We start from the raw sequence: 25769 nt of genomic DNA, 5'->3' as shown, positions 1-25769 counted from the left end.
GGGGCAGCGGTCAGCAGGTCACGTCCCACCGCTCCGGGCCCATGGGCTCGCTCGGGTCGATCAGGGTGAGGGTCCCCACACCCTCCGCCCACCGCAGGTCCCACGCCCCGAGGGTGAACGGCCTGTACCCGTCGTCAGAGCTGTAGGTGCCCTGCCAGCGCGGCAGCACGCCACCCGGCGACAGCGTCCCGACCCTCCCCCACCCCGACTTGAGGCCGCTCGACTCCTCGACCACGAGGACGCACCCGCTGGGGCTCGCCGGCTCTAGGGCGGTGACCCTGGCGTCGCCCACGAGCAGCCACACCATGCCGAGCGTCGTCGCCAGCACCACCGCCGCGACGAGAGTCCCGACGCGCCTCGCGGTGCGCCTGCGCCGAGGCAGGATCCTCAGCTCGGCCCGACGCAGCGCCGCGGTCCGAAGCGTCACGGCAAAGGCGACGCTGAGGCAGGCGACACCTACGAGCCCGAGCACCACCCCGAGGTGCCACCACGCCACCCAGACCCCTCCGACCCGGGCGAGCGTCCGGGCGCCGGAGATCATGACTCCCCAGGACCAGACGACCGCGGCACCCCATGCCCACAGACCCGCCGCCCACCACCGGTCCTGGAGTCCCTCCCGCCGGACGAGGTCTCGCTCTGTCATCACCACGGGCAGGCTGCTGCCCGCCTCCCCCTGCTCCCCTGACACCATGGAGCGAGACTAGGCGGCCGCACCGGCCGGACGGGCTGCTGCACGGCATGCCCCCAGGACCCTCACGACTACCGGGCCCAGCAGTTCACCCACCGGCCCCGTGGGCCACCGACTAGCGTGGTCGGATGCGATGCGACCAGTGCGACAGGAAGATCACCGGCCCACCCGTGAAGACCGCGACCCGCACCCTCTGCGCGCGCTGCGGCGACACGCTCGACGGCTTGACCGCAGGGGTGCTGGCGGGTGGCGACGTCGGTGGCGCGATCGCGACCGCAGGGTGGTACACCTCGCTGCGCGAGAGGCGGCGCGAGGCCCAGGAGAAGAAGCGCAGGAGCGGCTCCTGATCGTGGTCCCCCGGCGAAGGACCACTGCAGGCACGACGCAGCGGGGCCGCTGGTGCGCGTCCGTCCTCGCCGCGTGCTCGCTGACTGTGACGGCCTCGTGCACGGCGGAGAACAGCTGTCCGGCGATCGGCATGCCCAGCACGCTCGAGGTGCGGCTGGCAGCCGCCTGGCCCGAGCGGGGCACCTGGGACGTCGACGTGGTCTGCGATGAGCCTGCCGGCTGCTCCGTGCTGGACGACACCCCTGGACCAGATCGTCAGGTGACCGTCGGTGACCCCGACGAGGCGCAGACCGTCGAGGTGTCGGTCCGCGACAGGTCCTCCGGCAGGATCGCCTACGTGGGCGATCACGAGGTCGCCTGGTCCACGACGACGCAGCCCGGACGGTGCGGAGCCACGTACTCCACGGGTATCGTCGTCCTGGACGTCAGGCATGCCTCGACCTGAGCGCCGGGCCCCGGCAGCAGCCGCGCGGCAACCCCGGTCGACGCCGAGGTCGCACGATCCCCGCCCAGGTCGCACAGACACGCCAGGAGAGCACGGGATCGACCCGGACCTGGCGCGTCTGTGCGACCTCGCAGGCAGGCGTGCGACCTCGCAGGCGCCGGGCCCGCGGTCCGGTCACCCGAAGTGCGACTTCGAGATGAGCCCGTGGACGCCGACGGTGCGGTCGACCACCTGGGTCACGGTGAAGTCGGCCGCGGCCGACAGGTAGGCGTAGGCCGTGGCACGGTCCATCCCGCGGTCTTGCTCGAGGAAGTCGAGGGCGTTGACGACGGCGCGGCGCATCGCCACGTCGAGGTCGCTCCCCTGTCCGTCGACCGAGCCGTCGGGGTCGGACAGGCCGATCGGGATCCACGCGTCCTCGGTCTCGGCGAAGGGGTAGCCGTAGGCGACCGACGGTGCGTCGCCCGAGCCCGGTTTGCAGACCGTGAGACGGAAGGTCCCGCGCAGCGACCCCTCCATCGCAGTGAGCGCGACCTCGCCGTCACCCATCGCCATGTGCGGGTCACCGACGTAGAACAGCGCGCCGTCGGCCTGGACCGGCAGGTAGAAGGTCGACCCGACCCCGAGCTGGCGGATGTCGATGTTGCCACCGCCGAGGGTCGGCGGGATCGAGTTGGCGCTCGGCGCTGTGGGGTCGGTGTCCTGGGAGAACGCGACACCCATCATCCCCATGAAGGGGCGCAGCGGGAACCGCACCGACCCGGCGCTCGCCCCACCACCGAAGGTCATGACTCCCTCGTCGCCCTCGACCGCGGTGAAGGTCGAGAGGTTGCCGAAGGACGTGGGGACGCCGCTCGCACGGCCGTCGGTCCCGACAGGCGGCATGACCTCGTCGAGGGTGATGCCCGCGGGTGGGGTGCCGTCAGCGGTGAGCGCCAGCGCACCCTTGCCGTGCCGGCTCGACACGACGCCGTAGGGCACACGCGGGATCGCCTCGAGGGTCTCGATCTTGAGGACGTCGCCGGGCTCTGCCCCGTCGACGTGCACGGGACCGGTCACGACGTGCGGCCCGTCCTTGACGAAGTCGCGGGTGGTCCGGTCGTAGTCGGCGGCGATCGCGATCGCGTCTTCGAGCACGTCGGAGGACGCGACGCCGTGCTCGGCGAAGAAGCTCACAGGGTCACGGCCCTGGTCTTCGAGGATCCCCTCGTGCGACACGGCGTCGATGGTGATGGTCTCACCGGAGCGCATCCGGGCTGACGGCATCGAGTGGACCGTCGGGACGTAGCCCCACAGGACGGCGTCCGGGGTCGAGCCGAGATAGTGGTCGCCGCTGACGTCACCCGAGCCGGGCTGCAAGATCCCACGCTGGGTCGGGGACGTCGAGGGACGCGGGGTGGACGCAGATCCCGGTGCGCACGCGGCCAGCGCACCCGCCACGGCTCCGCTCGCGCCGACGGCCGCAGCCGCCCTGAGGAAGTCACGTCGGCCGAGTCCTCGGGCGAGCACGGTCGCTGCTTCTCGGGGGTCGATCTGAGGCATGCGTCCTCCACGGGAGCGGTCGTCGTCACGCCCCGGGGTCTCCCGGGACGTGACGTCGACGCTAGTGAGAGGGTGTTTCTCACCCGTTTCAGGGAATCGACACGCAGGTACCAGATCGGACGGCGACCGCTCCCCTCACCACGTCGCACCTCCCCGGTCGAGGTCGTACAGACACGCCAAGAACCTCCGGAGGAGCCAGGGATCTGGCGTGTCTGTACGACCTCGCGGTAGGAGGGACGACCTCGCGGCGAGCGAGTGGGCTGGCTGGTCAGGTTCCGGCGAGGAGCCAGGTGACCTCGGCGCGCAGGAGGGCCTGGCGGGACGGGGAGTCGTAGGAGCGGGCGTCGTGGCCGAGGGCGTCGTAGACGCACCGCACGCCGGGCGCACCCGAGACCCACACGACAGGATGGTCGATCCCGTCGTGCTGCTGGGTGAGCAGCACGGTCGACGACTCGGCGACCCGGAGATAGCTGTACCGCTCGTCGAAGGCCGTGACGGTCCCCGACGTCACGTCACGCAGCACCCCGGCGAGGTCGTGGCCCGCACCGGTGAGCGTGAACTCCGCCTCGCCGATGTCAGGGTGCATCGACGTGCCGTCGACCCACCGCCCGCCCAGGATCCGCTCCCAGTGCGCCGAGTCGGCGAAGGTGTTCGCCGCCTGGTGCAGACCGAGAACTGGTCGGCCCGCGTCGGCCCAGGCGCGCAGCCGCTCGTGGAACCCGGCCCACCGGGAGTCGTCGCCGTCGAAGCCGGGGTCGGGGCGGCCCGAGCTGGTGTTGACGACCACGAGGTCCACGCCGTCCCCGGCAGGGTCGAGGTCGTCGAGCGCGTCGGGGAAGGCCCCGCGGACCGACACCTGGTACGCGGGGGCGCCGAGGTCGTCGGTCCCGTCGATCGTCGGCGCCGAGAGCACCTCGGCGACCCTGTGCGACGTGGCAGCCATGTCGTGCCACGGGTCCTCGTACCGGCCGCGACCGACGAGCACGAGGACCCGTGGCACGGAGGTCACCGGTTGGTCCCGTCGACCGCGAAGGGCTCGATCGCCGCGATCTCCTCAGCGGTCAGCGGCGCGGCGTGCGCGGCCTGCACGTTGTTCTCGAGCTGCCCGACGCTGCTCGCACCGATGAGGGTCGAGGTGACACGGGAGTCGCGCAGCAGCCACGTGAGGGCGAGCTGCGCGAGGGTCTGCCCGCGCCCGGCAGCGATCTCGTTGAGGCCACGGGCCCGCTCGAGGTACGTCTCGCTGATCGAGTCGCTCTTGAGGAAGTGCCCGACGGCCGCGCGCGAGTCCGACGGCACGTTGCCGTCGAGGTAGCGGTCGGTGAGCATGCCCTGCGCGAGCGGGGAGAACACGATCATGCCGATGCCGAGGTCGCCCACGGTGTCGAGCAGCGACTGGCCCGTCGCGTCGGGGTCGTCGGTCTTGCCCGCATCGGGCATCTCGACGTGGCGGTTGAACATCGAATAGCTGGGCTGGTGGATCAGCAGCGGGGTGCCGAGGTCCGCGAGGACCTCCTGCGCGACACGGGTCTGCGCCGGGCTGTAGTTCGAGATGCCTGCGTACAGCGCACGGCCGCTCGTGACTGCGGTGTGCAGCGCACCCATCGTCTCCTCGATCGGGACCGTGGGGTCCGGACGGTGGGAGTAGAAGATGTCGACGTAGTCGAGGTTCATCCGCTTGAGCGACTGGTCGAGGGAGCTCAGCAGGTACTTGCGCGACCCGCCGTCACCGTAGGGGCCGGGCCACATGTCGTATCCGGCCTTGCTCGAGATCACGAGCTCGTCGCGGTACGGGCGGAAGTCGTCCGTCATGTGACGGCCGAAGTTCTCCTCGGCCGAGCCGTAGGGCGGCCCGTAGTTGTTCGCGAGGTCGAAGTGCGTGATCCCGAGGTCGAAGGCGCGGCGCAGCACGGCGCGCTGCGTCTCGAAGGGGGTCGTGTCGCCGAAGTTGTGCCAGAGGCCCAGCGACAGCGCGGGGAGGTCGAGCCCGCTGCGGCCTGCGCGGCGGTAGGGCATCGAGGAGTAACGGGAGTCATCAGCGTTGAAGAAGGTCACCCGTCGATCCTCCCAGACCCGAGCACGCTGGGGAAGCGATGTCCGGCGCATGACGACGGCCCTGCCCGGGTCTCCCCCGGACAGGGCCGTCAGCTGCCGTCAGCCTGCCGTCGTCCTGCCGCCTGCCTGCTGCTCAGTACCGGAAGGTCTCCACGCGTCCGCGCAGCTGGGAGGCAAGCCCGGCCAGCTCGGAGATCGCGCTGCCCATCTGCCCGACCACGTCCGTCGAGGACGCTGCTGACGTCGCGACGCCGACGATGTTCGCCGCGATCTCGCCCGAGCCCGTGGCCGCCTCGGCGACCGAGCGGGACATCTCGTTGGTCGTCGCGGTCTGCTCCTCGACGGCCGAGGCGATGGTCAGCTGGTAGTCGTTGATGCTCGCGATGATGGTCGAGATCTCGGCGATCGCGGCCATCGCACCCGAGGTCTCGCCCTGGATGGTCTCGACCTTGCGGGCGATGTCCTCGGTGGCGCGGGCGGTCTCCTGCGCGAGGTCCTTGACCTCCGAGGCGACGACCGCGAAGCCCTTTCCGGCCTCACCGGCACGGGCGGCCTCGATGGTCGCGTTGAGGGCCAGCAGGTTGGTCTGCTCCGCGATCGAGTTGATGGTCTTGACCACCTGGCTGATCTCCTGCGAGGAGTCGCCGAGGCGACCGACCGTGACGTTGGTGGTCTCAGCCATGGTGGTCGCCTGCGCGGCGACCTTCGCGGCCTCCGACGAGCTCTGCGCGATCTCGCGGATCGACGCGCTCATCTGCTCCGCACCTGCGGCGACGGTCTGGACGTTGCGCGAGACCTGCTCGGCCGCGGAGGCGACGACACCGGCCTGGCTCGACGTCTCCTCGGAGCCGGCGGCGACCTGGCTCGACGAGGCCGCGAGCTCTTCGGCCGCGGCGGCGACGGTCTGGGACGACTCGACGACGTCCCCCATGACACCGCGCAGGTTGGTCTGCGCCTCGTCGAGGGCAGCAGCCATCTGTGCGACCTCGTCGCGACCGATCACGCCAGAGCGGACCGTGAGGTCACCGTCGGCCATCGCGACGAGAGAGGCCCGCACGTCCTTGAGGTCGCCGAGGATCCGGCGGACGACGAGGGTGGCGAGGAAGGTCGGCAGCAGCAGACCGAGCAGCAGCGCACCGATGACGAGCCAGATCGCGGTCTGGGCGGAGTCGTGCGACGCCTCGGAACGCTCCTCGGCCTGGGTGATCTCGGCCCCGAACTCAGCGTTGAGAGGGTCGAGGACCGCGGTCGACAGGGTCCGCAGATCCGCCGTGAGGTCGCTGAACTGCGCCAGGTCGCCTGCGTCGGCGGCCGGGAAGAGCGACTCGTCGACGAAGGAGTAGTACGCGTCGAGCGCCGCGTCGAGGTCTGCCATGGCCTGCTCGTCCACGACGAAGGGCCCGTAGGAGCTGATGAGGGCGTCCAGCTCTCCGCGACGGGTCGCGAGGTCGGCGATGAGCTCTTCACGCCCGGCGGCGTCCGCCAGCCCGTACTGCAGGTGACGGGTGCGGTCCCCCTGGTAGCTGCGCTGGATGTCGTTGAGGATGCGCGTCGGCGCGACGTTGTCCTCGGCGAGGGTCTTTCCGGCGGCGTCGAGGCTCGTGAGGCGGGCGATCGCGAGGACTGCGATGACCACCATCATGAGCGCCATCCCGCCGAGCACGAGAGTGATCTTCAGGGCGACGGGGAGGTCACGGATCGCGTTGGTCCGCGTGAGGCTGGTCGTGCGGGTCATGGGCTTTCCATTTCGGAGCAGGGGGACGTCCGCTGCTTATCGGCCCACGACCCGCGAGATGTAGCGGTCGCCGAGAGGTGTCCAGCCGCCGGACAGACCCGGACGTCCCCTCCTCGTCGAGCAGGGACTGACGGACCCGCTCGGGCACGGTCGGGCACGGGCGGGTCCGGGCGCTCCGGTCCGTCTGCGCCGGCAGCGCTCGTCAGCCTGCGGCTGGACCGCTCAGGGCAGCCGCGCTCCCTCGGGCACGTCGATGTCCGCGTAGACGAGCACCTTCGGGGTTCCGGCAGCGCTGGCACGGAGCAGCACCTCGGCATTCTCCTCGACCGCCACCGCGACCTTGAAGGCGAGCTTGAGCGAGGTCCCGACGGCGAGCAGCCCGTGGTTGCCCCACACGACGGCGTCGACGTCGTCGCCCATGAGCTCGGCGCTGCGCCGGCCGAAGTCGGCGTTGGTCGAGAACTCGAAGGGCATGACCTCGACCGGCCCCTTGGCGTAGAGCACCATGTTGAGCAGGACCGGGTCGATGCGGCGACCCAGAGCCCCGAGGACGTTGACGAAGGTCGACTCCGTGTGGACGATCGCCTGCACGTCCGGCCGGCGCCTGTAGTGCTCGAGGTGCACGGGCAGCTCGGTCGACGGGAGCAGGTCCCCCTCGAGCACGGTCCCGTCGAGGCCGACGACCACCATGTCGTCGACGCTCATCGCGTCGTAGCGCACGTCGGAAGGGGTGATGACGATCGCGTCTGCGCCGTCGTGCGCACCGGGGAGCCGGACGCTGATGTTGCCCTGGGTGTTGAAGTTCAGGCCCACCCGCACGGACTCGCGGCAGTAGTAGAGGATCTCCTCCCGGGTGGCGCGGTCCGCCCTGCTGGGCTCTGTCGTCGAGCCTGCTGCCCCCCGCCCCACGGGCCTGCCAGCCTCGCTCGTGGTCGTCGTCGCGTCGCTCGTGGTCGTCATCGTCCAGCTCCTCGCACTGCGGTCACCGCCGCGCGGGCGATGAATCGATTCAAGAGTCTAATCGTCCCAGCGCGTCCTGTTCGCGACAGGGACCAACGTCCTCCGCCGAGCACCTCCCCAAGCTCTCCACATACCTGCGGTGCGACAGAAAGATCGCGCAGGTAGTGTCGTCGCCAGTTGAAGGGGAGTACTCCCACGCGGTGTCGTCGTCAGCACGACCGGTGCAGATGCCGGTCCGGCGCCACCGGTCCCGTGAGCTCGTCCGCCGCCCAGCAGGGCGCGGAGCGACCACGAGGCGGAGGAGACCTTCGGTACCCCGTCGCGCTCTCGTCGAGCGCGCGTACCGAAAGGCACCGTTCATGGACGTCCCCCTCTGGGTCTGGGCACTCACCGTCGGCGTGATCGTCGCGATGCTCGCCGTCGACTACGTCGGCCACGTGCGGACCCCGCACGCCCCCTCCATCCGCGAGGCCGCCTGGTGGTCCGCCGGCTACGTCGGCGTCGCGATCGTCTTCGGCCTCATCGTCTGGTGGGTCTGGGGCGGCACGTACGGCGGGGAGTACTTCGCCGGGTACGTCACCGAGAAGAGCCTGTCCGTCGACAACCTCTTCGTGTTCGTCCTCATCATCACGGCCTTCAGGGTGCCGCCGATGATGCAGCAGAAGGTGCTGCTCATCGGCATCACCATCGCGCTCGTCATGCGCACGGCCTTCATCTTCGCGGGGGCCGCGATGATCGAGAACTTCAGCTGGGTCTTCTACATCTTCGGCGCCTTCCTCGTCTACACCGCATGGGCCCAGGCCAAGCACAGCTCTGAGGAGCCCAAGGAGTTCTCCGAGAACGCCGTCCTGCGCCTGACCCGCCGCATCTTCCCGACGACCGACACCTACGTCGGCGACAGGCTCACCACACGCATCGACGGGCGCCGCCACATCACCCCGATGCTCATCGTCATGATCGCGATCGGCAGCGCCGACCTGCTCTTCGCGGTCGACTCCGTCCCGGCGATCTTCGGCCTCACCCAGGAGACGTACCTCGTGTTCGCCGCGAACGCGTTCTCGCTCCTCGGCCTGCGCCAGCTGTACTTCCTCATCGACGGTCTGCTCGACCGCCTCGTGTACCTCGCGTACGGGCTCGCGGCGATCCTCGGGTTCATCGGCGTCAAGCTGCTCATCCACGCGCTGCACACCAACGAGGTGTCCTTCATCAACGGCGGCGAGCACATCACCGCGATCCCGGAGATCCCGACCGCGCTGTCCCTCGGCTTCATCGTCGTGGTCCTCGCGGTCACGACAGTCGCGAGCCTGGCCAAGGACCGCTCGGTCCGCCGGGCGGCGGCCGAGCTGGGCGCGGAGAAGTAGCGGGTGAGGGGTTCCCCGCAGACACGGGGCACCCCTCCTCAGCGGCAGGACCGTCCCGGGGCGGCGCCTGCGTGGGGCCCGCCAGGGCAGCCATCAGCCCGGCCGTCCCGCGGTGATAGTGTGGACGCGAGATACTAGGCCCAGCAGGTGTGCGCAGGACGCCCCGACGGTGGCCCCACACCCTCATCTCCCTAGTCACTCGTCGGTCAACGTGCAGGAAGTCTCAGTGCCTCAGGCAGCCCCCGAAAGCCCCGCTCTCACCGAGAGCGGCACCCCCTCGTCACGCGACAGCGCGGCCGTCCTCTCCGAGGCCCGACGCCGACGCTCCTTCGCCGTCATCAGCCACCCCGACGCCGGCAAGTCGACGCTCACCGAGGCCCTCGCGCTGCACGCCAAGGCGATCCGTGAGGCCGGTCGCGCCGACGGCAAGGCCGGCGGCAAGCGCACGGTGTCCGACTGGATGGACATGGAGCAGGCCCGAGGGATCTCGATCACCTCCGCGTCGCTCCAGTTCACCTACCGCGACGCCGTCATCAACCTGGTCGACACCCCGGGCCACGCCGACTTCTCCGAGGACACCTACCGCGTGCTCTCCGCGGTCGACGCGGCCGTCATGCTCGTCGACGCCGCCAAGGGCCTCGAGGTCCAGACCATGAAGCTCTTCGCGGTCTGCAAGCACCGCGGGATCCCCCTCATCACGGTCATCAACAAGTGGGACCGTCCCGGCAAGGACGCCCTCGAGCTCATGGACGAGATCCAGGAGCGCACAGGCCTGGTGCCGACCCCGCTCACCTGGCCCGTCGGAGTCGGCGGAGACTTCCGCGGCGTCCTCGACCGCCGCACCGGTGAGTACACCCGCTTCACGCGCACCGCGGGCGGCACGACCATCGCCCCCGAGGAGCACATGGGCCCCGAGGCCGCGCTCGAGCGGGAGGGCGACGCGTGGACCACCGCAGTCGAGGAGGCCGAGCTGCTCGAGGCCTCCGGCGCCGACCACGACCTCGACTCCTTCCTCGGCGGCGAGACAACCCCGGTGCTCTTCGGCTCCGCGGTGCAGAACTTCGGTGTCCACGCGCTGCTCGACGTCCTCGTCGACGTCGCGCCGTCCCCGACCCCGCGCGAGACCGTCACGGGCGACACCCGCCCTGTCGACGCGCCGTTCAGCGCCTTCGTCTTCAAGATGCAGGCCGGCATGGACACCGCGCACCGCGACAGGCTCGCCTTCGCGCGGATCTGCTCGGGCGTCTTCGAGCGCGGCATGGTCGTCACCTCCACCCGCACGGGACGTCCCTTCGCGACCAAGTACGCCCAGCAGGTGTTCGGCCGTGAGCGCACCGTCGTCGACGAGGCCTTCCCGGGTGACGTCGTCGGTCTGGTCAACGCGGCGAACCTGCGCGTGGGCGACACCCTCTACCTCGACAAGCCCGTCGAGTACCCGGCCCTGCCGACCTTCGCACCCGAGCACTTCGCGGTGATGCGCGCCAAGGACGTCTCGCGCTACAAGCAGTTCCAGCGCGGCGTCATGCAGCTCGGTGCCGAGGGCGTCGTCCAGGTGCTCCGCTCCGACCTGCGCGGCGACCAGGCCCCGGTGCTCGCCGCCGTCGGGCCCATGCAGTTCGAGGTGGCCGAGCACCGCATGGCCACAGAGTTCAACGCACCGGTCACCCTCGACCGCCTGCCCTACGAGATCGCCCTGCGCACGACGCAGGAGTGGGTCTCGACCCTCGACGCCCAGCTCGGCGTGGAGGTCCTCCAGCGTGAAGACGGGGAGCTGCTCGCGCTGTTCCCCGACCGCTGGCGCGTGACGTCTGTCCGCAACCGGCTCCCTGACGCGGTCCTCGAACCGCTCGTGGCCACCTGATCTCAAGCACGACCCCAGGGCCCCAGAGCGGGCCGCCCCACCTGACGAAGGTACGAACGTGATCACCACCACCAAGATGACTCTCTCAGCGCCCCCGGCGCTCCAGCGCGGTGCCCTGCGCATCGTGCCGCTCGGCGGCCTCGGCGAGGTCGGCCGCAACATGACCGTGTTCGAGCACGAGGGCAAGCTGCTCATCGTCGACTGCGGCGTCCTCTTCCCCGAAGAGCACCAGCCCGGCATCGACGTGATCCTCCCCGAGTTCACGTGGATCCGCGACCGCCTCAAGGACGTCGTCGCGATCGTCCTCACGCACGGCCACGAAGACCACATCGGCGGTGTGCCGTACCTCCTCAAGGAGCGCGCGGACATCCCCGTCATCGGCTCCAAGCTGACCCTCGCCTTCATCACCGCGAAGCTCAAGGAGCACCGCATCCGCCCCCGCACGATCGAGGTCGAGGCCGGCGGCACCTCCAAGCAGGGTCCCTTCGACCTCGAGTTCATCGCGGTCAACCACTCCATCCCCGACGCCCTCGCCGTCGCGATCCGCACCCGTGCGGGTCTGGTCATCAACACCGGTGACTTCAAGATGGACCAGTTCCCGCTCGACTCGCGGATCACGGACCTCAACCACTTCGCGCGCCTCGGCGAAGAGGGCGTGGACCTGTTCATGACCGACTCGACCAACGCCGAGGTCCCCGGCTTCACCATGTCGGAGCAGGAGCTCGTCCCCGCGATCGAGCAGGTGTTCCGCACGGCCCCGCGCCGCGTCATCGTGTCGAGCTTCGCGAGCCACGTGCACCGCATCCAGCAGATCCTCGACTCCGCCCACGAGGCCGGCCGCAAGGTCGCCTTCGTCGGCCGCTCGATGGTCCGCAACATGGGGATCGCCGAGGAGCTCGGCTACCTCAAGATCCCGCGCGGCCTCGTGGTCGACCTCAAGAAGCTCGAGTCGATGCCGCCCGAGAAGATCTGCCTCGTGTGCACGGGCTCGCAGGGCGAGCCGATGGCCGCGCTGTCGCGCATGGCCAAGAGCGAGCACGTCATCAAGGTCGACGAGGGTGACACCGTCCTCCTCGCCAGCTCGCTGATCCCGGGCAACGAGAACGCGATCTACCGCGTCATCAACGCCCTCACCGACCTCGGCGCGACCATCGTGCACAAGGGCAACGCGAAGGTGCACGTCTCGGGCCACGCCTCCGCAGGCGAGCTCGTGTACTGCTACAACATCGTCAAGCCGCGCAACGTGATGCCGATCCACGGCGAGTCGAAGCACCTGCGCGCCAACGGCGCACTGGCCGAGAAGACCGGCGTGCCCTCGAACAACGTGGTCATCGCCCAGGACGGCACGGTCGTCGACCTCTTCAAGGGCAAGCTCTCTGTCGTCGGCAAGGTCCCCGCGGGCTACGTGTACGTCGACGGCCAGACCGTCGGCACCGCGACCGAGGACACCCTCGCCGAGCGCCGCGCACTCGGCTCCAAGGGCATCGTCACGGTCCTCGCGCTCGTCGACCTCGACCTCGGCGTCATGGCCGAGACCCCCGAGTTCATCACCCGCGGGTTCGTGCACGACGGGCACACCTTCGACGACGCTGTCGTCGAGATCGAGAAGGCCCTCGCGCAGATCCCCAAGAAGGACGTCGGCGACATCGACCGGCTCGAGGCGACCATCGCCAAGGCCGTCTCGCGCTGGCTCCAGCGCAAGTACCGCCGCGAGCCGCTCGTCAACGCGATCGTCGTCGACGCGTGAGCTGAGGCTCCACCGAGCACGACCTGGCCCCGTCTGACGGAGCCGCACGACGCCGAGGGCGCCGACCTGTCCGAGAGGACGGGGCGGCGCCCTCGGCGCGTCCTGAGACCTCCGTGCAGTACCTTGACCGTCATGGCCAGCCCTCTCAGCGAGCTCAGGTGCCTCGGCGAGCCGACGCTCGCCCACGTCGACCTCGACCTCCTGGACCGGTACCGGTTCGCCGACGGTGGCGGCTTCCCGCCGTCCTACAGTGACCTCGTCCGACGGGTCGGGTGGGGCAGGACCTTCGGTCTCTGGCTGGTCTACCCGCCGCTCCTGCCCGGCTTCGCCGACAGCTGGCAGGGCCGAGCAGCCGAGCTCACGCGCCGCTTCGCCGCGACCTACGACGACGGCCGGCGCGAGGACTTCGACTGGATGGTCGAGCCGGACGGCAGCTGGGAGCTCGCCGCCGACCTCTGCGTCTTCGCCTGGAGCGAGAACGGCGACGCGCTGCTCTGGGACACCGGGTCCCGCGGTACCGACGGCGAGCTACCGGTCTGGGAGTCGCGGTCGCTCGACTCCCTCCACCACCTCGGGGCCTCGCTCGTCGAGGCTCTCGGGCACCTCAGCGCCAGCGCCGACGCCCTGTTCGGCCCACGCGACCACGACGTCGAGCCCTTGCCCGCCGTCAGGCTGTGACCAGCCGAGGCAGGTGCCCCCGGCGCGTCAGCGTCGTCGGTGAAGACCTGCGTGTCGTACTCGTTCTCAGCATCCCACCGGGGCCAGGCCTCGGCGATCACCTCGAGAAAGCTGTCGTCCTGCGTCAGCCGGTCCTCCGCAGGGGGGCTCGGTGCTGCCCGACCGCCGGGCCATCGACCCAGCCAGCCGGTCGCAGCGCGTCACTGCCGCGCCGCCCGGAGGTCGGTGATCAGGCGAGGTACCCGCCGTTCGGCGATCTTCCTGGTCTCAGCCAGGGGGTACGCCAACCGCACGACGAAGTAGTTGACGTACTCGACGACCCCGAAGGACCACACCCCCAGGACGAGGACCGCAGCCCAGGGGGCTGACGGCCACCAGATCAGCACCCCGACGAGTCCCGCCACGAGGAGCACGGGGTCGAGGACCCGGAAGACGCTGTAGACCGCGGCCAGCCCTGCGGGCATCGTCCTCCGGCAGACCCACGTCCGGGCGGCCAGCCAGTAGAGCCCGGCCTGCACGAGGACCACCAGCAGCGGTATCAGCGCCGACCAGAGCGCGAACCTGTCGTCGAGATCGCCGAGACGCGGGACGACGGCGGTGGTCGCGACCCCGGCGAACACTGCCGCAGCGACGAGCTCACCGGACCCCAGGCTCAGACAGGTCCGGCGCAGCTCGTCTCGTCGCCCGTCCATCACACGAGAAACCCTATCCACGGCAGCCCCCGCCCGCGGCCCTGAGATCCCGGGACCCCGAGATGCCGGACGCCGGACGCCGGACGCCGGACGCCGGACGCCGGACGCCGGACGCCGGACGCCGAGATCGTGACGTCGGAGCGAGATCGGGCCCTGCACGTCACGATCTCGCTCCGACGTCACGATCTCGCCGGAGCCGGAGCAAGAACCTGAGCCGGAGCCGGAGCTGCCGACGGCGCCGGCGGGCCGGGGCCGCCAATGATCTGGCGCTGTCGGGGAACGGTCCCCGGCCCGGCACGAGGCGCGCAGGTGTGAGGATAGGTGCGGCACACCAGGCAGCACAGGCGGTAGGAGGCACAGACGGTGACAGGCGACGACAGCGCGCGCACGTGGACGAGCGAGGCGGTGCGGCTGCTCGAGGCCGACGCGACCCGGAGCGCCGACACCCACCTGCTCGTGTTCCCCCTGCCTGCTGAGTGGGGCATCGACCTGTACCTCAAGGACGAGTCGATGCACCCGACAGGGTCGCTCAAGCACCGTCTCGCGCGCTCGCTCATCCTCTACGGCCTGGTCAACGGTCGGATCCACGAGGGCACGACCCTCGTCGAGGCGTCGAGCGGCTCGACCGCGGTGTCCGAGGCGTACTTCGCGCGGATGCTGGGCCTCGACCTCGTCGCGGTGATCCCCCGCGGGACGAGCGCCGAGAAGATCGCCCGCATCGAGTTCTACGGCGGCCGCTGTCACCTCGTCGACGACCCGGCGTGCATGGACGACGAGGCCGCACGCCTGGCCCGTGAGTGCGGCGGGTACTACCTCGACCAGTTCACGCTCGCCGAGCGCGCGACGGACTGGCGCAGCAACAACAACATCGCCGAGAGCACCTTCCAGCAGCTCTCCGCCGAGCGGCACCCTGTGCCCGCCTGGGTGGTCGTCGGTGCCGGGACCGGCGGGACGAGCGCGACCTTCGGGCGCTACGTGCGGTACCAGCGGCACGCGACCCGCGTCGCCGTCGTCGACCCCGAGGGGTCGGCCTTCTACAGCGGCTGGAGCACCGGGCGCCCGGACCACACCACCACGGCTTCGAGCCGCATCGAGGGGATCGGCCGACCGCGGGTCGAGCCCTCCTTCGTCCCCGAGGTCGTCGACACGATGATCCCCGTCCCCGACGCGGCCTCGCTCGCCGCCATCCGGCTGCTCCGAGAGCGCACCACGTACTGGGCCGGCGGGTCGACGGGGACCAACCTCGTCGGAGCGTTCCAGCTCGTCGCGCGGATGCTCGAGGCCGGCGAGACGGGCAGCGTCGTCACGCTGCTCTGCGACGGCGGGGCGCGCTACGCGGGCACCTACTACGACGACGCGTGGGTCGCGGCACAGGGCTTCGACCTCGCCCCGCACCTGGAGCGGATGGACGCGTTCCTCGCGAGCGGGGTGTGGGACGAGGGTCTTCCGGCTGGGCGAGAGACGAGCACCCGAGGCTCGGGGCACGACGACCGCGCCGCCCCGCCCAGCGGCCCGGACGGCGCGGGCCGCGCAGGCGGTCCAGGAGCCGTCCCTGCGATCCGGAGCGGTGACGCGCGATGAGCACCTCTGACCGCAGGCTCGTCTTCGTCGACATCGACGGCACCTACGCCCACCACGGCGCGGTCCCGGCTGCCCACGAAGAGGCTGTCGTGGCTGCCCGCGCAGCCGGCCACAGGGTGCTGCTGTGCACGGGGCGGTCCGCCGGGATGCTCCCGCGCGGGATCCTCGACATCGGCTTCGACGGGATCGTCGCGTCGGCCGGGTGCTACGTCGAGGTCGGGGGCACCGTGCTGGTCGACCGCCGGATGCCCGACGACCTCGCCGCGCGGGTGCTGGCCGCCCTCGACGACAGCGGCGCGGCCTACGTGCTGGAGGCACCCGACGGTGTGTACGCCCGCCCTGGTGTGCCCGACAGGCTCCAGGCGCTGCTCACAGCACCCGGCGGACCCGACGGGACCGTCGACTTCCTCGACATGGTCACGGTCCGCGACGACCTGTCGCAGACGTCCTTCGCAAAGGCGACCTATCTCGAGTCGGCCTGGACAGCGGCGGTCGTCCTCGACGCTGTCGGCCCCGGGCTGGGGCACGTCCCGACGTCGCTCGCGCACGCCGACGACCACAGCGGGGAGATCCACCTGCTCGACGTGCACAAGGCCGTCGGCATCCGCGCCGTCGTCGAGCATCTCGGGGCGCACGACGACACGATCATCGCCTTCGGCGACGGCATCAACGACGTGGAGATGCTTCAGCTCGCCGACATCGGCGTCGCCATCGAGGGGTCGCACCAGCGGGTCCTCGACGCCGCAGACCTGGTCGCCGCACCTCCCCTCGAGGCGGGGCTGGCCGCGGTCTTCGCCGAGCTCGGGCTGCGCTGAGCGGGACCGTCCCTCGGCTTTCGGTCACCCTCCAGAGGCACGAGTCGCTGTGTCATCGAGCCCTCACCACGAGCCACTATGGCGAGCCTGGTCGCCACAACGGGCGTTAGTGACGACCAGAGTCGCCACAGGACATGGGACATGACGAGAGCCGAGCTCGACGGCACCGGTGCCGCGGCTCAGCCGAGCGTCGGGACCGCGTCGAGCAGCGCCCGCGTGTATGGCGACGTCGGTCGGGTGAGGACCTGGCGGGTCTTCCCAGCCTCTTCGACGCGTCCGCCGCGCAGCACGACGGTCTCCTCGCAGAGCTGCCCGACGATCGCGACGTCGTGGCTGACGAGGACGAGGGTGAGGCCGAGCTCGGTGCGCAGGCGGGCGAGCAGCTCCATGATCTGCTGCCGGACCGACACGTCGAGGGCGCTCACGGGCTCGTCGCCGACGAGCACCTTCGGCGACGGCGCCAGGGCCCGCGCGATCGCGATGCGCTGACGCTGCCCGCCGGAGAACTGCGCGGGGTACTTGCGTCGCGCGTCGGCGTCGAGGCCGACCCAGCCGAGCACCTCGTCGACGCGGGCGGAGCGCTCGCGCTGGTCTGCGCCGATGCGCAGCGACTGGAGCGGCTCGGCGACGATCTGCGCGACGGTCATGCGCGGGTCTAGGGAGGAGCGGGGGTCCTGGAGCACGACCTGCACCTCGCGGCGGAAACGCTTGAGGAGGGCCCTGTCGCGACGGTCGAGCGTCTGCCCGCGGTAGCTGACCTGACCCGAGGTGGGCGTGTCGAGGCCGAGCAGGAGCCGCAGCAGCGTGGACTTCCCGGCGCCGGACTCCCCCACGATCCCGACGCTGCGCCCCTCGTGCACGGCGATGTCGACGCCGTCGAGGGCCGTCGTCGTGCGACCGCGTCCGCCGAACTCCCGGCTCACGCCGTGCAGCGCGAGGAGCGGGGCGCTCGTCGCGGCGACATCGGACGATGCCCTCTGGTCTCCTGGTGCGGCGGCGCCCGTCGTGAGAGGTGCACCGGCTGCGCGATCGACACCGCCCGGGGTCTTCTCGGTCATCGCTCGTCCTCCTGGGGTAGCCGGCTGACGGCGCGCGCGGCGGCGAGCAGCTGGCGCGTGTACGGGTGAGCGGGCGCGTCGAGGGCCTGCGCGACAGTCGTCGCCTCGACCACCTGCCCTGAGCGCATGACGACGAGGTCGCGGGCGACCCGGGCGACGACGGGGAGGTCGTGCGAGACGAAGACCAGCGTGGTGCCGGTCCGTTCGATCAGCTCGTCGAGCAGGTCGAGGATCTCGGCCTGGACGGTGACGTCGAGGGCCGTCGTCGGCTCGTCGGCGAGCAGCACCCGCGGCTCGCAGGCCAGGGCCATCGCGATGCTGACGCGCTGGCGCTGACCGCCCGAGAGCTGCCACGGGTAGGAGCCGAGGATGCGCTCGGTGTCGTCGAGCCGTACGAGCCTGCAGAGGTCGGCGGCGAGCTCGCGGGCCTTCGTCCGGGAGGCTCCGCGGTGCAGGCGCAGGGGTCCGGCGATCTGCCGACCGACGGTCATCAGCGGGTCGAGGGCCGTGAGCGGCTCCTGGAACACCGTGGCGACCTGGGCGCCGCGGATCGAGCGCAGGGCCCGCTCGCCGAGGGTCAGCAGGTCGCGCCCGTCGAGCAGCACCTGGCCTGTGGCGGTCATGCCCTCGGGCAGCAGCCCGAGGATCGCGGCTGCGGTGAGCGACTTGCCCGAGCCGGACTCGCCGATGATCCCGAGGCGTCCGCCGAAGGGCACCTCCCAGCTCACGGCGTCGAGCAGGGTGCGCCCACCGGACGTGCGGACAGTCAGGTCACGGACTTCGAGCGCGGTCATCGGTCTCCTCGCAGGCTCGGGTCGCTGCGTTCGCGGATACCGTCGCCGAGCAGGTTGAGGCCCAGCACCGTCCAGGCGATGAGCAGGCCGGGCAGGATCGCGGCGAGGGGCGCCGCGGAGATGGTCGCCTGCGCCTCGTTGAGCATGCGTCCCCACGAGGCGTAGGGCGGGCGTGGCCCGAGGCCGAGGTAGGACAACGACGCCTCGGCGAGGATCGCGGCCCCGGCGAGCAGCATGAGCTGGACGAGCAGGGTCGGGGCGACGTTGGGCAGCACGTGCCGCCGGACCGTCCCCCACCAGCCCGTCCCCGAGGCGGCTGCCGCGACGACGTAGTCCTCGCGGAGCACCCGCGAGGCGTTGATGCGCGTGATCCGCGCGATCACCGCAGCACCTGAGATGCCGATCGCAGCGATCACCGAGCTGAGCGAGGCGCCGCGCACGGTGACGATGAGCATGGCGAGCAGGAGGGTCGGGAAGGCGATCATGAGGTCGACGACGTTGAGCACGGCCACGTCGACCCACCGCGTGGTCGACGCTGCGAGGACACCGAGCGTGATCCCCAGGACCGCGGCGATCGCGACCGAGCAGACCGCGACGACCACCGCGTTGGTCGCGCCGGCCATGAGCTGGCTCAGCACGTCCCGCCCGAGCTTGTCCGTGCCGAGCCAGAAGTCGGCGCTCGGACCACCGAGACGCTCGCCCGTCCCGCGCGTGCCGATCGTGTAGGGCGTCCAGAAGAAGGCGACGAGGCCGACGAGCACGACGACCGCGACCATCGAGGACCCGACGACGAAGGACGGGCTGCGCAGGCGACGGGACGCCGCGCGGCGCGGGGCAGCGGCGGACGCGTCCAGCGCAGAGCCGGGCGCGTCGGCAGACGGGGTGCCGGCGGTGAGCGGGCCGCGGGGTGCGTCGAGCTGGTCGGTCATCGCGAGCCTCCAGCCGCGCCGAGGGTGGAGCCGAGCCGCAGCCGCGGGTCGATGGCCCGCTGCAGGAGGTCGACCCCGAAGTTGACGACGAGCACGACGGCCGTGATCGCCAGGACGAGCGCCTGGACGACGGGCAGGTCGCGCCCGGTGACCGAGTCGAGCAGCAGCGTACCCAGGCCCGGGAGAGCGAAGACGTTCTCGATGACCACCGCACCGAGCAGCGAGGTCGCGAGCTCGATGCCCAGGATCGCCACGACGGGCACGGCGCCGTTGCGCAGACCGTGCCGCGCGAGCGCCTGCCAGCGTCCGTAGCCGAGCGAGCGGGCCGTGCGGACGTAGTCCTGGTCGAGCACGTCGAGCGTCGCCGACCGCACGTAGCGCACCATGACCGACGACATCGCGACCGACACCGTCACGACGGGCAGGACGAGCGAGCGGACGGCCGCCGCCGGGTCGTCCCAGCCCTGCCGCGGGAAGCCGCCGGGCGGCAGCACCCCGAGCCGCAGCGCGAAGATCCACACGAGCAGCACCCCGACCCAGAACACCGGGACGGCCACCCCGAGCTGGGAGACCGCGGAGACTGCCACGCCGACGACACCGCGGCGCTTCACGGCGGCGACGACGCCGAGCGGCACCGAGACGAGGACCGACAGCACGAAGGCCGCCAGGCTCAGCGGGACAGTGATCGGGAGCTTGCTCGTGATGAGCTCGCCGACAGGCAGCCACGACACGAAGGACGTGCCGAGGTCGCCCGTCAGCAGAGCACCAGCCCAGTCACCGAGCTGCGCGAGCGACGACTGGTCGGTCCCGAGCTCGCTGCGCAGCTGGTCGAGCTGGTCTGTCGTCGTCCCCACACCCAGCGTCGTGCCCGCGCTGTCCCCCGGGAGCAGGCGCAGCACGACGAAGACGACGACGGCTGCGAGCACGAGCGACACGAGGAGCGTCACGAGGCGGACTGCCACGTAGCGGAGCATCGGGGCGCCCGCCCTCAGGGCGCGCCGGGGCGCGGGTGCCTGCGGCGCGGGTGCTTCCAGCGTGGGCGTCTTCGAAGGGTGCAGGGACGACGTCATGACGGCGGGTCAGTCCGCTCGCACGATGTCGGCGACGTAGAAGCTCTCCGTCACCTGGTCCACCGGGAAGCCGCTGATCTCGGAGCGGGCGACCCGGATCTGCGGGTCGAGGTACAGCCACGCGGTGGCCGCCTCCTCGCCGATCGTCTGGTTGACCTGCGTGAGCAGCTCGACCTGCTCCTCCTCGGAGGTGGCGGCGTCGGCGTCGGCGACCCACTGCTGGACGTCGGCGTTGTCGTAGCCCCAGTAGAAGTCCGGGTTCGCGTACCAGACGACGTCGCGCGGGTTCACGTGGCCCATGATCGTCGTCTCGAAGTCGTGGTCCGTGTAGATCTTCTGGTACCAGGTCGCGTCGTCGATCGGGTTGAGCGTCAGCGTCACGCCCACATCGGCGAGGTCGGTCTGGATGAGCTGGGCGATCGTGTCGGAGGGCTCCCCCGCGACGTAGTCGACGGTGATCTCGAGGTCGCTCACGCCGGCCTCGGCGAGGAGTGCCTTCGCGGCGTCGGGGTCGTAGGCGTGCGCGTCGGCGAGGTCCTCGACGTACCAGGGGTCGGTCGGCGGGACCATCGAGCCGATGACCTGGCCATAGCCGTCCCAGACGGTGTCGAGGATGCGCTCGCGGTCCAGGGCCGTGTAGAGCGCCTGGCGGACGCGGACGTCGTCGAAGGGCGCCTCACGGTCGTTGAAGGCCCACAGCTGCTTGGTGGTCGAGGTGCCCTCGGTGATGGTGAAGTCGTCGTTGCCCTCGAACTGGAGCAGCTGGTCCGGGGAGTCCTCGGCGATCACGAGGTCGAGGTCGCCGGTGAGCAGCGCGTTGTTGAGCGCTGTCGTGTCCTTGAAGAACCTGAAGGTCACACCCTCGTTCTTCGGCTGCTCACCCCAGTAGTCAGGGTTGCGCGCGATGGTGAGGTGGTCGCCCTGCGTCCACTCGACCAGGCTGTACGGGCCTGTGCCGTTGTCGCTGGTGAGCTCTTTGTCGCCGTCCTTGACGACCGTCACGGAGGCGAGGTTGAACAGCAGCGACTGGCTGCGGCGAGACAGCGTGAGCTCGACGGTCTGCTCGTCGGGCTGCGCGATGTCGGTGATGACGAGCAGGTCGTTCTTGCGGGCGCTCTTGGAGTCCGGGCCGATCGCCTCGGAGATGCTCCATGCGACGTCGGCCGCGGTGAACGGCGTCCCGTCGTGGAAGGTCACGCCCTGCTGCAGGTGGAAGGTATAGGTGAGGCCGTCCTCGGAGACGTCCCAGGACTCGGCGAGCGTCGGGACCACGGTGCCGTCGACGTCGACCGAGGTGAGGCCCTCGTAGACGTTGCGGGTCATGGTCTGCGAGATGCCCGAGCTGCCACCGACGTTGCGGACGAGCCCTGTGGGCTCGTTGGTCGAGCCGATGACGATCTCGTCGGAGATCCCGCTGGCCGACGTGCTGCCGGATCCCGAGTCGGAGGCGTCGGCGGAGCACGCGGTGAGCAGGAGAGAGGCGGTGAGGAGGGCCGCTGCGGCCTTGGCCGCCGTGGGGATTCGGACGGTGGAGATTCGCACAGGTGGTCCGTTCTGCCCGGACGGTCGGTGGACCGGTCGAGCGGTGAGGGCGCCACCCCGACCGTGGAGACGGGGTGGTGAGGAGAGGCGGCACGTAGGAGCGTCTACCGGTGACGCAGGTGGCGGAGGTGCGCTCGACGACACCCGAGGACGGGTCCTGGGGAGGTGCGAGCGGGGTGCGCACCCGGGTACGACGAGATGTCGGCCGGGATGGGCGTGGCTCGAGGGGTCGAGGGGTCGAGGTGCCTGATCGCGGTCAGCGGACCTCGCGCTGTGCGCGGGCGGTGACGGGGATCAGGGAGCGGTCGGGGACCGTCTCACGTCGCGGCCCCTGCCCTGGGCCAAGCTGCGAGTGGGTGGCGAACCGCTCAGCGGCTACAGCGACAACAGCAGCCGGCGCCGACGTGGCGGGGCTGTGCAAGGGGGCTGACGTGCGAGAGCACGGTCGTGTCGCGGCGCATGATGGGACGACTGTGGCATCTCCGTGTCGGCATGTGAACACTTGTCTTGCGATGTGGACAGCCTCGTCTCATCGGATCCCATGAGATCTCATGGCACGCTCAGAGCAACCACCTGATCTGGGTCGCGATCCACCGAAGGTAACGCTCATCTCCGGCCAGGCGAACCGAGCCACAGTGGAAGACAAGGCCCTACAACACCGCGCCCACCGAGCGCACCACCCACTTGTCGACACGCGACGATGAACGTGCCGTGCAGCAACAGGCGTTCGCCATTCACGGAGAAGAGCGGCTGCAGGGGTCCATGGTGGGAGAGCGCCGCCCGCTGGGCCGCCACCAGCACGACACACGGCACCGCGCGAAGGTGGCCACGGGAGAAGCCTGTCCGACCTCGGGGACGCGGCGAACCACAAGGCGACCTATACATCCCGATCGAGCAATCGAATCAACTCCTGGAAAGAAGGTTCACCTTCAGCCGCTCGCGTTAACCACCTCTTGAACCTTCCACCACCATCTTTCGACCATGGCAAGAACTCGTAGAAGGCTTCCACCACGTGCAACGTCTCGTCGAGGCCCTCCGCACTCTCGACGAGAGCGCGGAAAGCGGGGAACGAATCCTCGGAGAGATCGTAGACTGTCTCCTCGATCCGCATCGCCGACTCCCGCCTGGGGGTCGGAATAGAAAGGTCCCAATTCCTTCGGATCCACCACCAGTTGAACGCGTCGTCGCCAAGGACTTTCATCACATCACCCATGGATACCCACCACCTTCGGCAGTCCTTAGATTTGATCGCAGCACAGCATGTCGCCACAGCGGCTAGACCGGAACCGCGGGTAGAGCTGGAGATCGTCATCCAACAAGCAGATCATGCGGTACCGCTCCGGTTCGTCTCGCGCGAGGTTCGTCAACCACGCTCGAGTCTCCCCGCCGACGTCACGGTCCCACGCGACATGCTCGAGGTACGTCTCGACGACGTCCATACGTTCGGCCGGAGTCTCAGCGGCGTCGACCAGCTCCCGAAACGCAGCAAGAGACCAGTACGAGGACGAGGAGAGGACACCCTCAAGGCGGTCAGCGGAAGCATGCCTCGGTGTCCGCTGCTCGGTCTGCCACACCCTCTTCACCAACCACCAGTTGTAGACGTCGCCCTTCAGCCTCTTCATCGCATCGCCCACCGGGACCTCACCTATGAACCACGGGTAGACCTCGACCACTTCTTCTGGTGACCGACGAGAGACAAGGTCGACGCCACTGTCCCCATCCCTGCAGCAGCCATCGGGAGATACCAGCCGATGACCATGAAGGTCGACGTCAACGACCCGGATATCACCATCGCCACGAAACAGATCGCGGCGGTACGCGAGCTCCAGAACTCGCCGTCCGTCGATGCTCCGCTCATCGCCCCACCTTGCTCCAGAGCCCACCAGCAGCCCGACCCACCTCACCCTCTGCGGGCAGGCCCCAGGGCTGATTCAGCAGATGCTCGGTCAGCAGAGGTGATCGAAGAATAGGACCGCTCCCTGAGGAGCTCGGCACCAGCCGCGGGTGAAGTTGCAGGTCAGCGCCGAGTTCAGCGCTCTTCCCAGTCGAGACTCTCGTGAGGCAAGAGCCGACCGCCTGTCCGCCGCGGCCCTCACCGCACGACCACCCACCCCAGTCCCTCATGAACGCCCCGCGCCGCCCGATGAGACGCACACGCCAGCGTGGCGCAAGGGGGCGACCTGACTCGAGGAGTCGTCATGTGGGGATCGCGCAGATCAGCTCAAGAGCTGGATGCCGTGCGGGCTGAGCTCGTGCAGTCGCAGACCGACCTGAACGCGGTCGGGCTGGTGCAGGAGCGTCTCGCCGCGACGCGGGACAGCTCGGCTGCGGCACTGGTCGCGCTCGAGGTCGTGCGCGAGGCCTTCGGCTGGACCTACGGCTCGTACTGGTCGGTGAGCGCCGAAGACTCGACGCTGCACTTCGTCGCCGAGTCGGGCGCGGCCTCCGACGACTTCCGGGATGTCACGCGCAGCGCGACCTTCGCCCGGGGCGTCGGGCTGAGCGGACGGGCGTGGGCCGCCGACGAGATGATCGCCGTCCCAGACCTCGGCGACCTCACCGACTGCGTCCGCGCACCCGTCGCCCAGCGGGCAGGGATCCGCTCGGGCGTCTGCTTCCCGCTGCGTGTCGACGGGCGGACGGTCGGCACGATGGACTTCTTCACCGAAGAGGTCCTCGACCTCTCCCCAGCACGGCACCGTGCGCTCACGGTGATCGGCACCCTCGTCTCCCGCACGCTCGAGCGCGTGGTGCAGGGCGAGCGTCAGGCGTCGGCAGCGCAGGACACCTCGGCCACCTCCGCAGTGCTGCGCGAGGTGACGACCGCCCCGAGCGCCGACGTCGCCCTGGCCCGGGCGCTGCGCACCATCCGGGAGGGCTTCGGCTGGGCCTACGGCTCGTACTGGGCTGTCGACGCGACCGACCAGAAGCTGCACTTCTCCCAGGAGTCCGGCACCGTCGGCGCCGCCTTCCGCGAGGTGACCCAGTCGGCGTCCTTCGCCGAGGGAGTCGGCCTCGCGGGGCGCACGTGGCGCCAGCGCGACCTGCTGTTCGTCGCGGACCTCGCCGAGGTGACCGACTGCGTGCGCGCCCCTGTCGCGCAGAAGGAGGGCGTGCAGTCGGGGGTCTGCCTGCCAGTGATCGTCGACGGGGTCGTCGTCGGCACGATGGACTTCTTCTCGACCTCCCGCCTCACCCTGTCGCAGGGGCGCGAGGCCGCCCTGCGCGACACCGTGTTCCTGCTCGGCCAGGCGCTCGAGCGCTTCGCCGACGCCGACAGGCTGGCGACCGCCGGGCAAGAGCTCGTCACGTCGATCGAGGAGGTCGAGCGCAACGTCCTCTCGGCGACGGGCGTCGCGACCGAGGGGCAGCGGCTCGCGCTCGAGGCCGACGAGGACATCGCACGGCTCAACAGGTCGAGCGAGGAGATCGGCGACGTCGTCAAGACGATCCAGACGATCGCCGCGCAGACGAACCTGCTCGCGCTCAACGCGACCATCGAGGCAGCCCGCGCCGGCGAGGCAGGCCGCGGCTTCGCGGTCGTCGCGAGCGAGGTCAAGGACCTCGCGAACGAGACGGCCCGCGCCACCACCCAGGTGCAGGGCCGGGTGGACGCGATCCAGAGCCAGGCCCAGTCGGCCGTCTCGTCCCTCGCTCAGATCCGCGATGCTGTCGAGCGGATCAACGAGACGCAGCACGTCATCGGCTCGGTCCTGACGGAGCAGGCGTCGGTGACGCGCGCGATCCTGCGCTGACGCGAGCGATCCCGCGCTGAGCTGCACCTCTGCCGAGGTCGCACGTCCCGGACCGAGGTAGCTCCTCTACGACCGAGGTCGCACCTTCCCGACCGAGGTCGCACCTTCCCGAC

23 protein-coding genes are annotated in these 25769 nt (G+C 70.4%); 9 read left to right on the top strand and 14 right to left on the bottom strand.

Annotated elements, in window-relative coordinates; genetic code table 11:
- Positions 1 to 10 precede the first annotated feature (10 nt).
- On the bottom strand, positions 11 to 691 hold the full coding sequence (locus ASG53_RS17080) for a hypothetical protein (RefSeq protein ID WP_056136140.1): 681 nt from the start codon (positions 689 to 691) through the stop codon (positions 11 to 13).
- Between the two features lie 125 nt (positions 692 to 816).
- Between ASG53_RS17080 and ASG53_RS17075 the strand changes: the two genes are divergently transcribed.
- Both ASG53_RS17075 and ASG53_RS17070 read left to right on the top strand, forming a co-directional pair.
- Positions 817 to 1035, top strand: a complete 219-nt coding sequence (locus ASG53_RS17075) for a hypothetical protein (RefSeq protein WP_056136138.1) — start codon at positions 817 to 819, stop codon at positions 1033 to 1035.
- Positions 1036 to 1166: 131 nt separating this feature from the next.
- Complete coding sequence (locus tag ASG53_RS17070) at positions 1167 to 1481, top strand: hypothetical protein (RefSeq protein WP_156382867.1); 315 nt, start codon at positions 1167 to 1169, stop codon at positions 1479 to 1481.
- A 174-nt stretch (positions 1482 to 1655) separates the two neighbouring features.
- Here the strand turns inward: ASG53_RS17070 and ASG53_RS17065 are convergent, their stop codons facing one another.
- The 5 genes from ASG53_RS17065 to ASG53_RS17045 form a co-directional block, all read right to left on the bottom strand.
- Positions 1656 to 3023, bottom strand: a complete 1368-nt coding sequence (locus tag ASG53_RS17065) for an acetamidase/formamidase family protein (protein ID WP_056136134.1) — start codon at positions 3021 to 3023, stop codon at positions 1656 to 1658.
- Between the two features lie 268 nt (positions 3024 to 3291).
- A complete protein-coding gene (locus ASG53_RS17060; protein WP_056136132.1) occupies positions 3292 to 4032 on the bottom strand; it encodes a ThuA domain-containing protein in 741 nt (246 codons plus the stop codon).
- Entirely contained in the window at positions 4029 to 5039 is a 1011-nt protein-coding gene (locus tag ASG53_RS17055; RefSeq protein ID WP_056136485.1) for an aldo/keto reductase, read from the bottom strand. The genes ASG53_RS17060 and ASG53_RS17055 overlap by 4 nt, the downstream gene beginning before the upstream one ends.
- A 172-nt stretch (positions 5040 to 5211) precedes the next feature.
- Positions 5212 to 6813 (bottom strand): methyl-accepting chemotaxis protein, encoded by a 1602-nt coding sequence (locus tag ASG53_RS17050; protein ID WP_056136130.1) that lies wholly within the window; start codon positions 6811 to 6813, stop codon positions 5212 to 5214.
- A gap of 222 nt (positions 6814 to 7035) precedes the next feature.
- A complete protein-coding gene (locus ASG53_RS17045; protein WP_235533979.1) occupies positions 7036 to 7773 on the bottom strand; it encodes a class II aldolase/adducin family protein in 738 nt (245 codons plus the stop codon).
- A gap of 359 nt (positions 7774 to 8132) precedes the next feature.
- Here ASG53_RS17045 and ASG53_RS17040 point away from each other — a divergent pair, with 359 nt between their 5' ends.
- The 4 genes from ASG53_RS17040 to ASG53_RS17025 all read left to right on the top strand — a co-directional run bounded on the left by ASG53_RS17040 (position 8133) and on the right by ASG53_RS17025 (position 13420).
- Entirely contained in the window at positions 8133 to 9134 is a 1002-nt protein-coding gene (locus ASG53_RS17040; RefSeq protein WP_056136128.1) for a TerC family protein, read from the top strand.
- A 226-nt stretch (positions 9135 to 9360) separates the two neighbouring features.
- On the top strand, positions 9361 to 10995 hold the full coding sequence (locus tag ASG53_RS17035) for a peptide chain release factor 3 (RefSeq protein ID WP_056136126.1): 1635 nt from the start codon (positions 9361 to 9363) through the stop codon (positions 10993 to 10995).
- A 76-nt stretch (positions 10996 to 11071) separates the two neighbouring features.
- A complete protein-coding gene (locus ASG53_RS17030; protein WP_056136481.1) occupies positions 11072 to 12742 on the top strand; it encodes a ribonuclease J in 1671 nt (556 codons plus the stop codon).
- Between the two features lie 132 nt (positions 12743 to 12874).
- On the top strand, positions 12875 to 13420 hold the full coding sequence (locus tag ASG53_RS17025; RefSeq protein ID WP_056136124.1) for a hypothetical protein: 546 nt from the start codon (positions 12875 to 12877) through the stop codon (positions 13418 to 13420).
- A gap of 200 nt (positions 13421 to 13620) precedes the next feature.
- Here ASG53_RS17025 and ASG53_RS17020 read toward each other — a convergent pair whose 3' ends face one another.
- Positions 13621 to 14112, bottom strand: a complete 492-nt coding sequence (locus tag ASG53_RS17020) for a hypothetical protein (RefSeq protein WP_056136121.1) — start codon at positions 14110 to 14112, stop codon at positions 13621 to 13623.
- Between the two features lie 363 nt (positions 14113 to 14475).
- On the opposite strand from ASG53_RS17020, the gene ASG53_RS17015 reads away from it, so the two are divergent.
- Both ASG53_RS17015 and ASG53_RS17010 read left to right on the top strand, forming a co-directional pair.
- Positions 14476 to 15693, top strand: coding sequence for a PLP-dependent cysteine synthase family protein (locus ASG53_RS17015; RefSeq protein WP_235533978.1), 1218 nt, complete (start codon positions 14476 to 14478; stop codon positions 15691 to 15693).
- Complete coding sequence (locus tag ASG53_RS17010) at positions 15690 to 16508, top strand: HAD hydrolase family protein (protein WP_056136119.1); 819 nt, start codon at positions 15690 to 15692, stop codon at positions 16506 to 16508. The genes ASG53_RS17015 and ASG53_RS17010 overlap by 4 nt, the downstream gene beginning before the upstream one ends.
- Positions 16509 to 16687: 179 nt before the next feature.
- On the opposite strand, the gene ASG53_RS17005 is transcribed toward ASG53_RS17010, so the two are convergent.
- The 7 genes from ASG53_RS17005 to ASG53_RS16975 form a co-directional block, all read right to left on the bottom strand.
- Positions 16688 to 17566: an ABC transporter ATP-binding protein gene (locus tag ASG53_RS17005; RefSeq protein WP_235533977.1), complete on the bottom strand. Its 879-nt coding sequence runs from the start codon at positions 17564 to 17566 to the stop codon at positions 16688 to 16690.
- Positions 17563 to 18360, bottom strand: a complete 798-nt coding sequence (locus ASG53_RS17000; protein ID WP_056136117.1) for an ABC transporter ATP-binding protein — start codon at positions 18358 to 18360, stop codon at positions 17563 to 17565. Before ASG53_RS17000 ends, ASG53_RS17005 begins: the two co-directional genes overlap by 4 nt.
- Entirely contained in the window at positions 18357 to 19289 is a 933-nt protein-coding gene (locus ASG53_RS16995; protein WP_200945525.1) for an ABC transporter permease, read from the bottom strand. Before ASG53_RS16995 ends, ASG53_RS17000 begins: the two co-directional genes overlap by 4 nt.
- On the bottom strand, positions 19286 to 20251 hold the full coding sequence (locus ASG53_RS16990; RefSeq protein ID WP_327287035.1) for an ABC transporter permease: 966 nt from the start codon (positions 20249 to 20251) through the stop codon (positions 19286 to 19288). The genes ASG53_RS16995 and ASG53_RS16990 overlap by 4 nt, the downstream gene beginning before the upstream one ends.
- 117 nt (positions 20252 to 20368) lie before the next feature.
- Entirely contained in the window at positions 20369 to 21901 is a 1533-nt protein-coding gene (locus ASG53_RS16985; protein WP_235533976.1) for an ABC transporter substrate-binding protein, read from the bottom strand.
- 877 nt (positions 21902 to 22778) lie between these two features.
- A complete protein-coding gene (locus tag ASG53_RS16980) occupies positions 22779 to 23114 on the bottom strand; it encodes a hypothetical protein (protein ID WP_156382866.1) in 336 nt (111 codons plus the stop codon).
- A gap of 25 nt (positions 23115 to 23139) precedes the next feature.
- Positions 23140 to 23574: a hypothetical protein gene (locus ASG53_RS16975; protein ID WP_056136113.1), complete on the bottom strand. Its 435-nt coding sequence runs from the start codon at positions 23572 to 23574 to the stop codon at positions 23140 to 23142.
- Positions 23575 to 24099: 525 nt separating this feature from the next.
- On the opposite strand from ASG53_RS16975, the gene ASG53_RS16970 reads away from it, so the two are divergent.
- Entirely contained in the window at positions 24100 to 25656 is a 1557-nt protein-coding gene (locus tag ASG53_RS16970; protein WP_056136111.1) for a GAF domain-containing protein, read from the top strand.
- Positions 25657 to 25769 lie beyond the last annotated feature (113 nt).

Source organism: Sanguibacter sp. Leaf3, from assembly GCF_001425965.1.
Classification (GTDB): Bacteria; Actinomycetota; Actinomycetes; order Actinomycetales; family Cellulomonadaceae; genus Sanguibacter; species Sanguibacter inulinus.
This window is presented reverse-complemented; position numbering and strand designations above follow the sequence as displayed.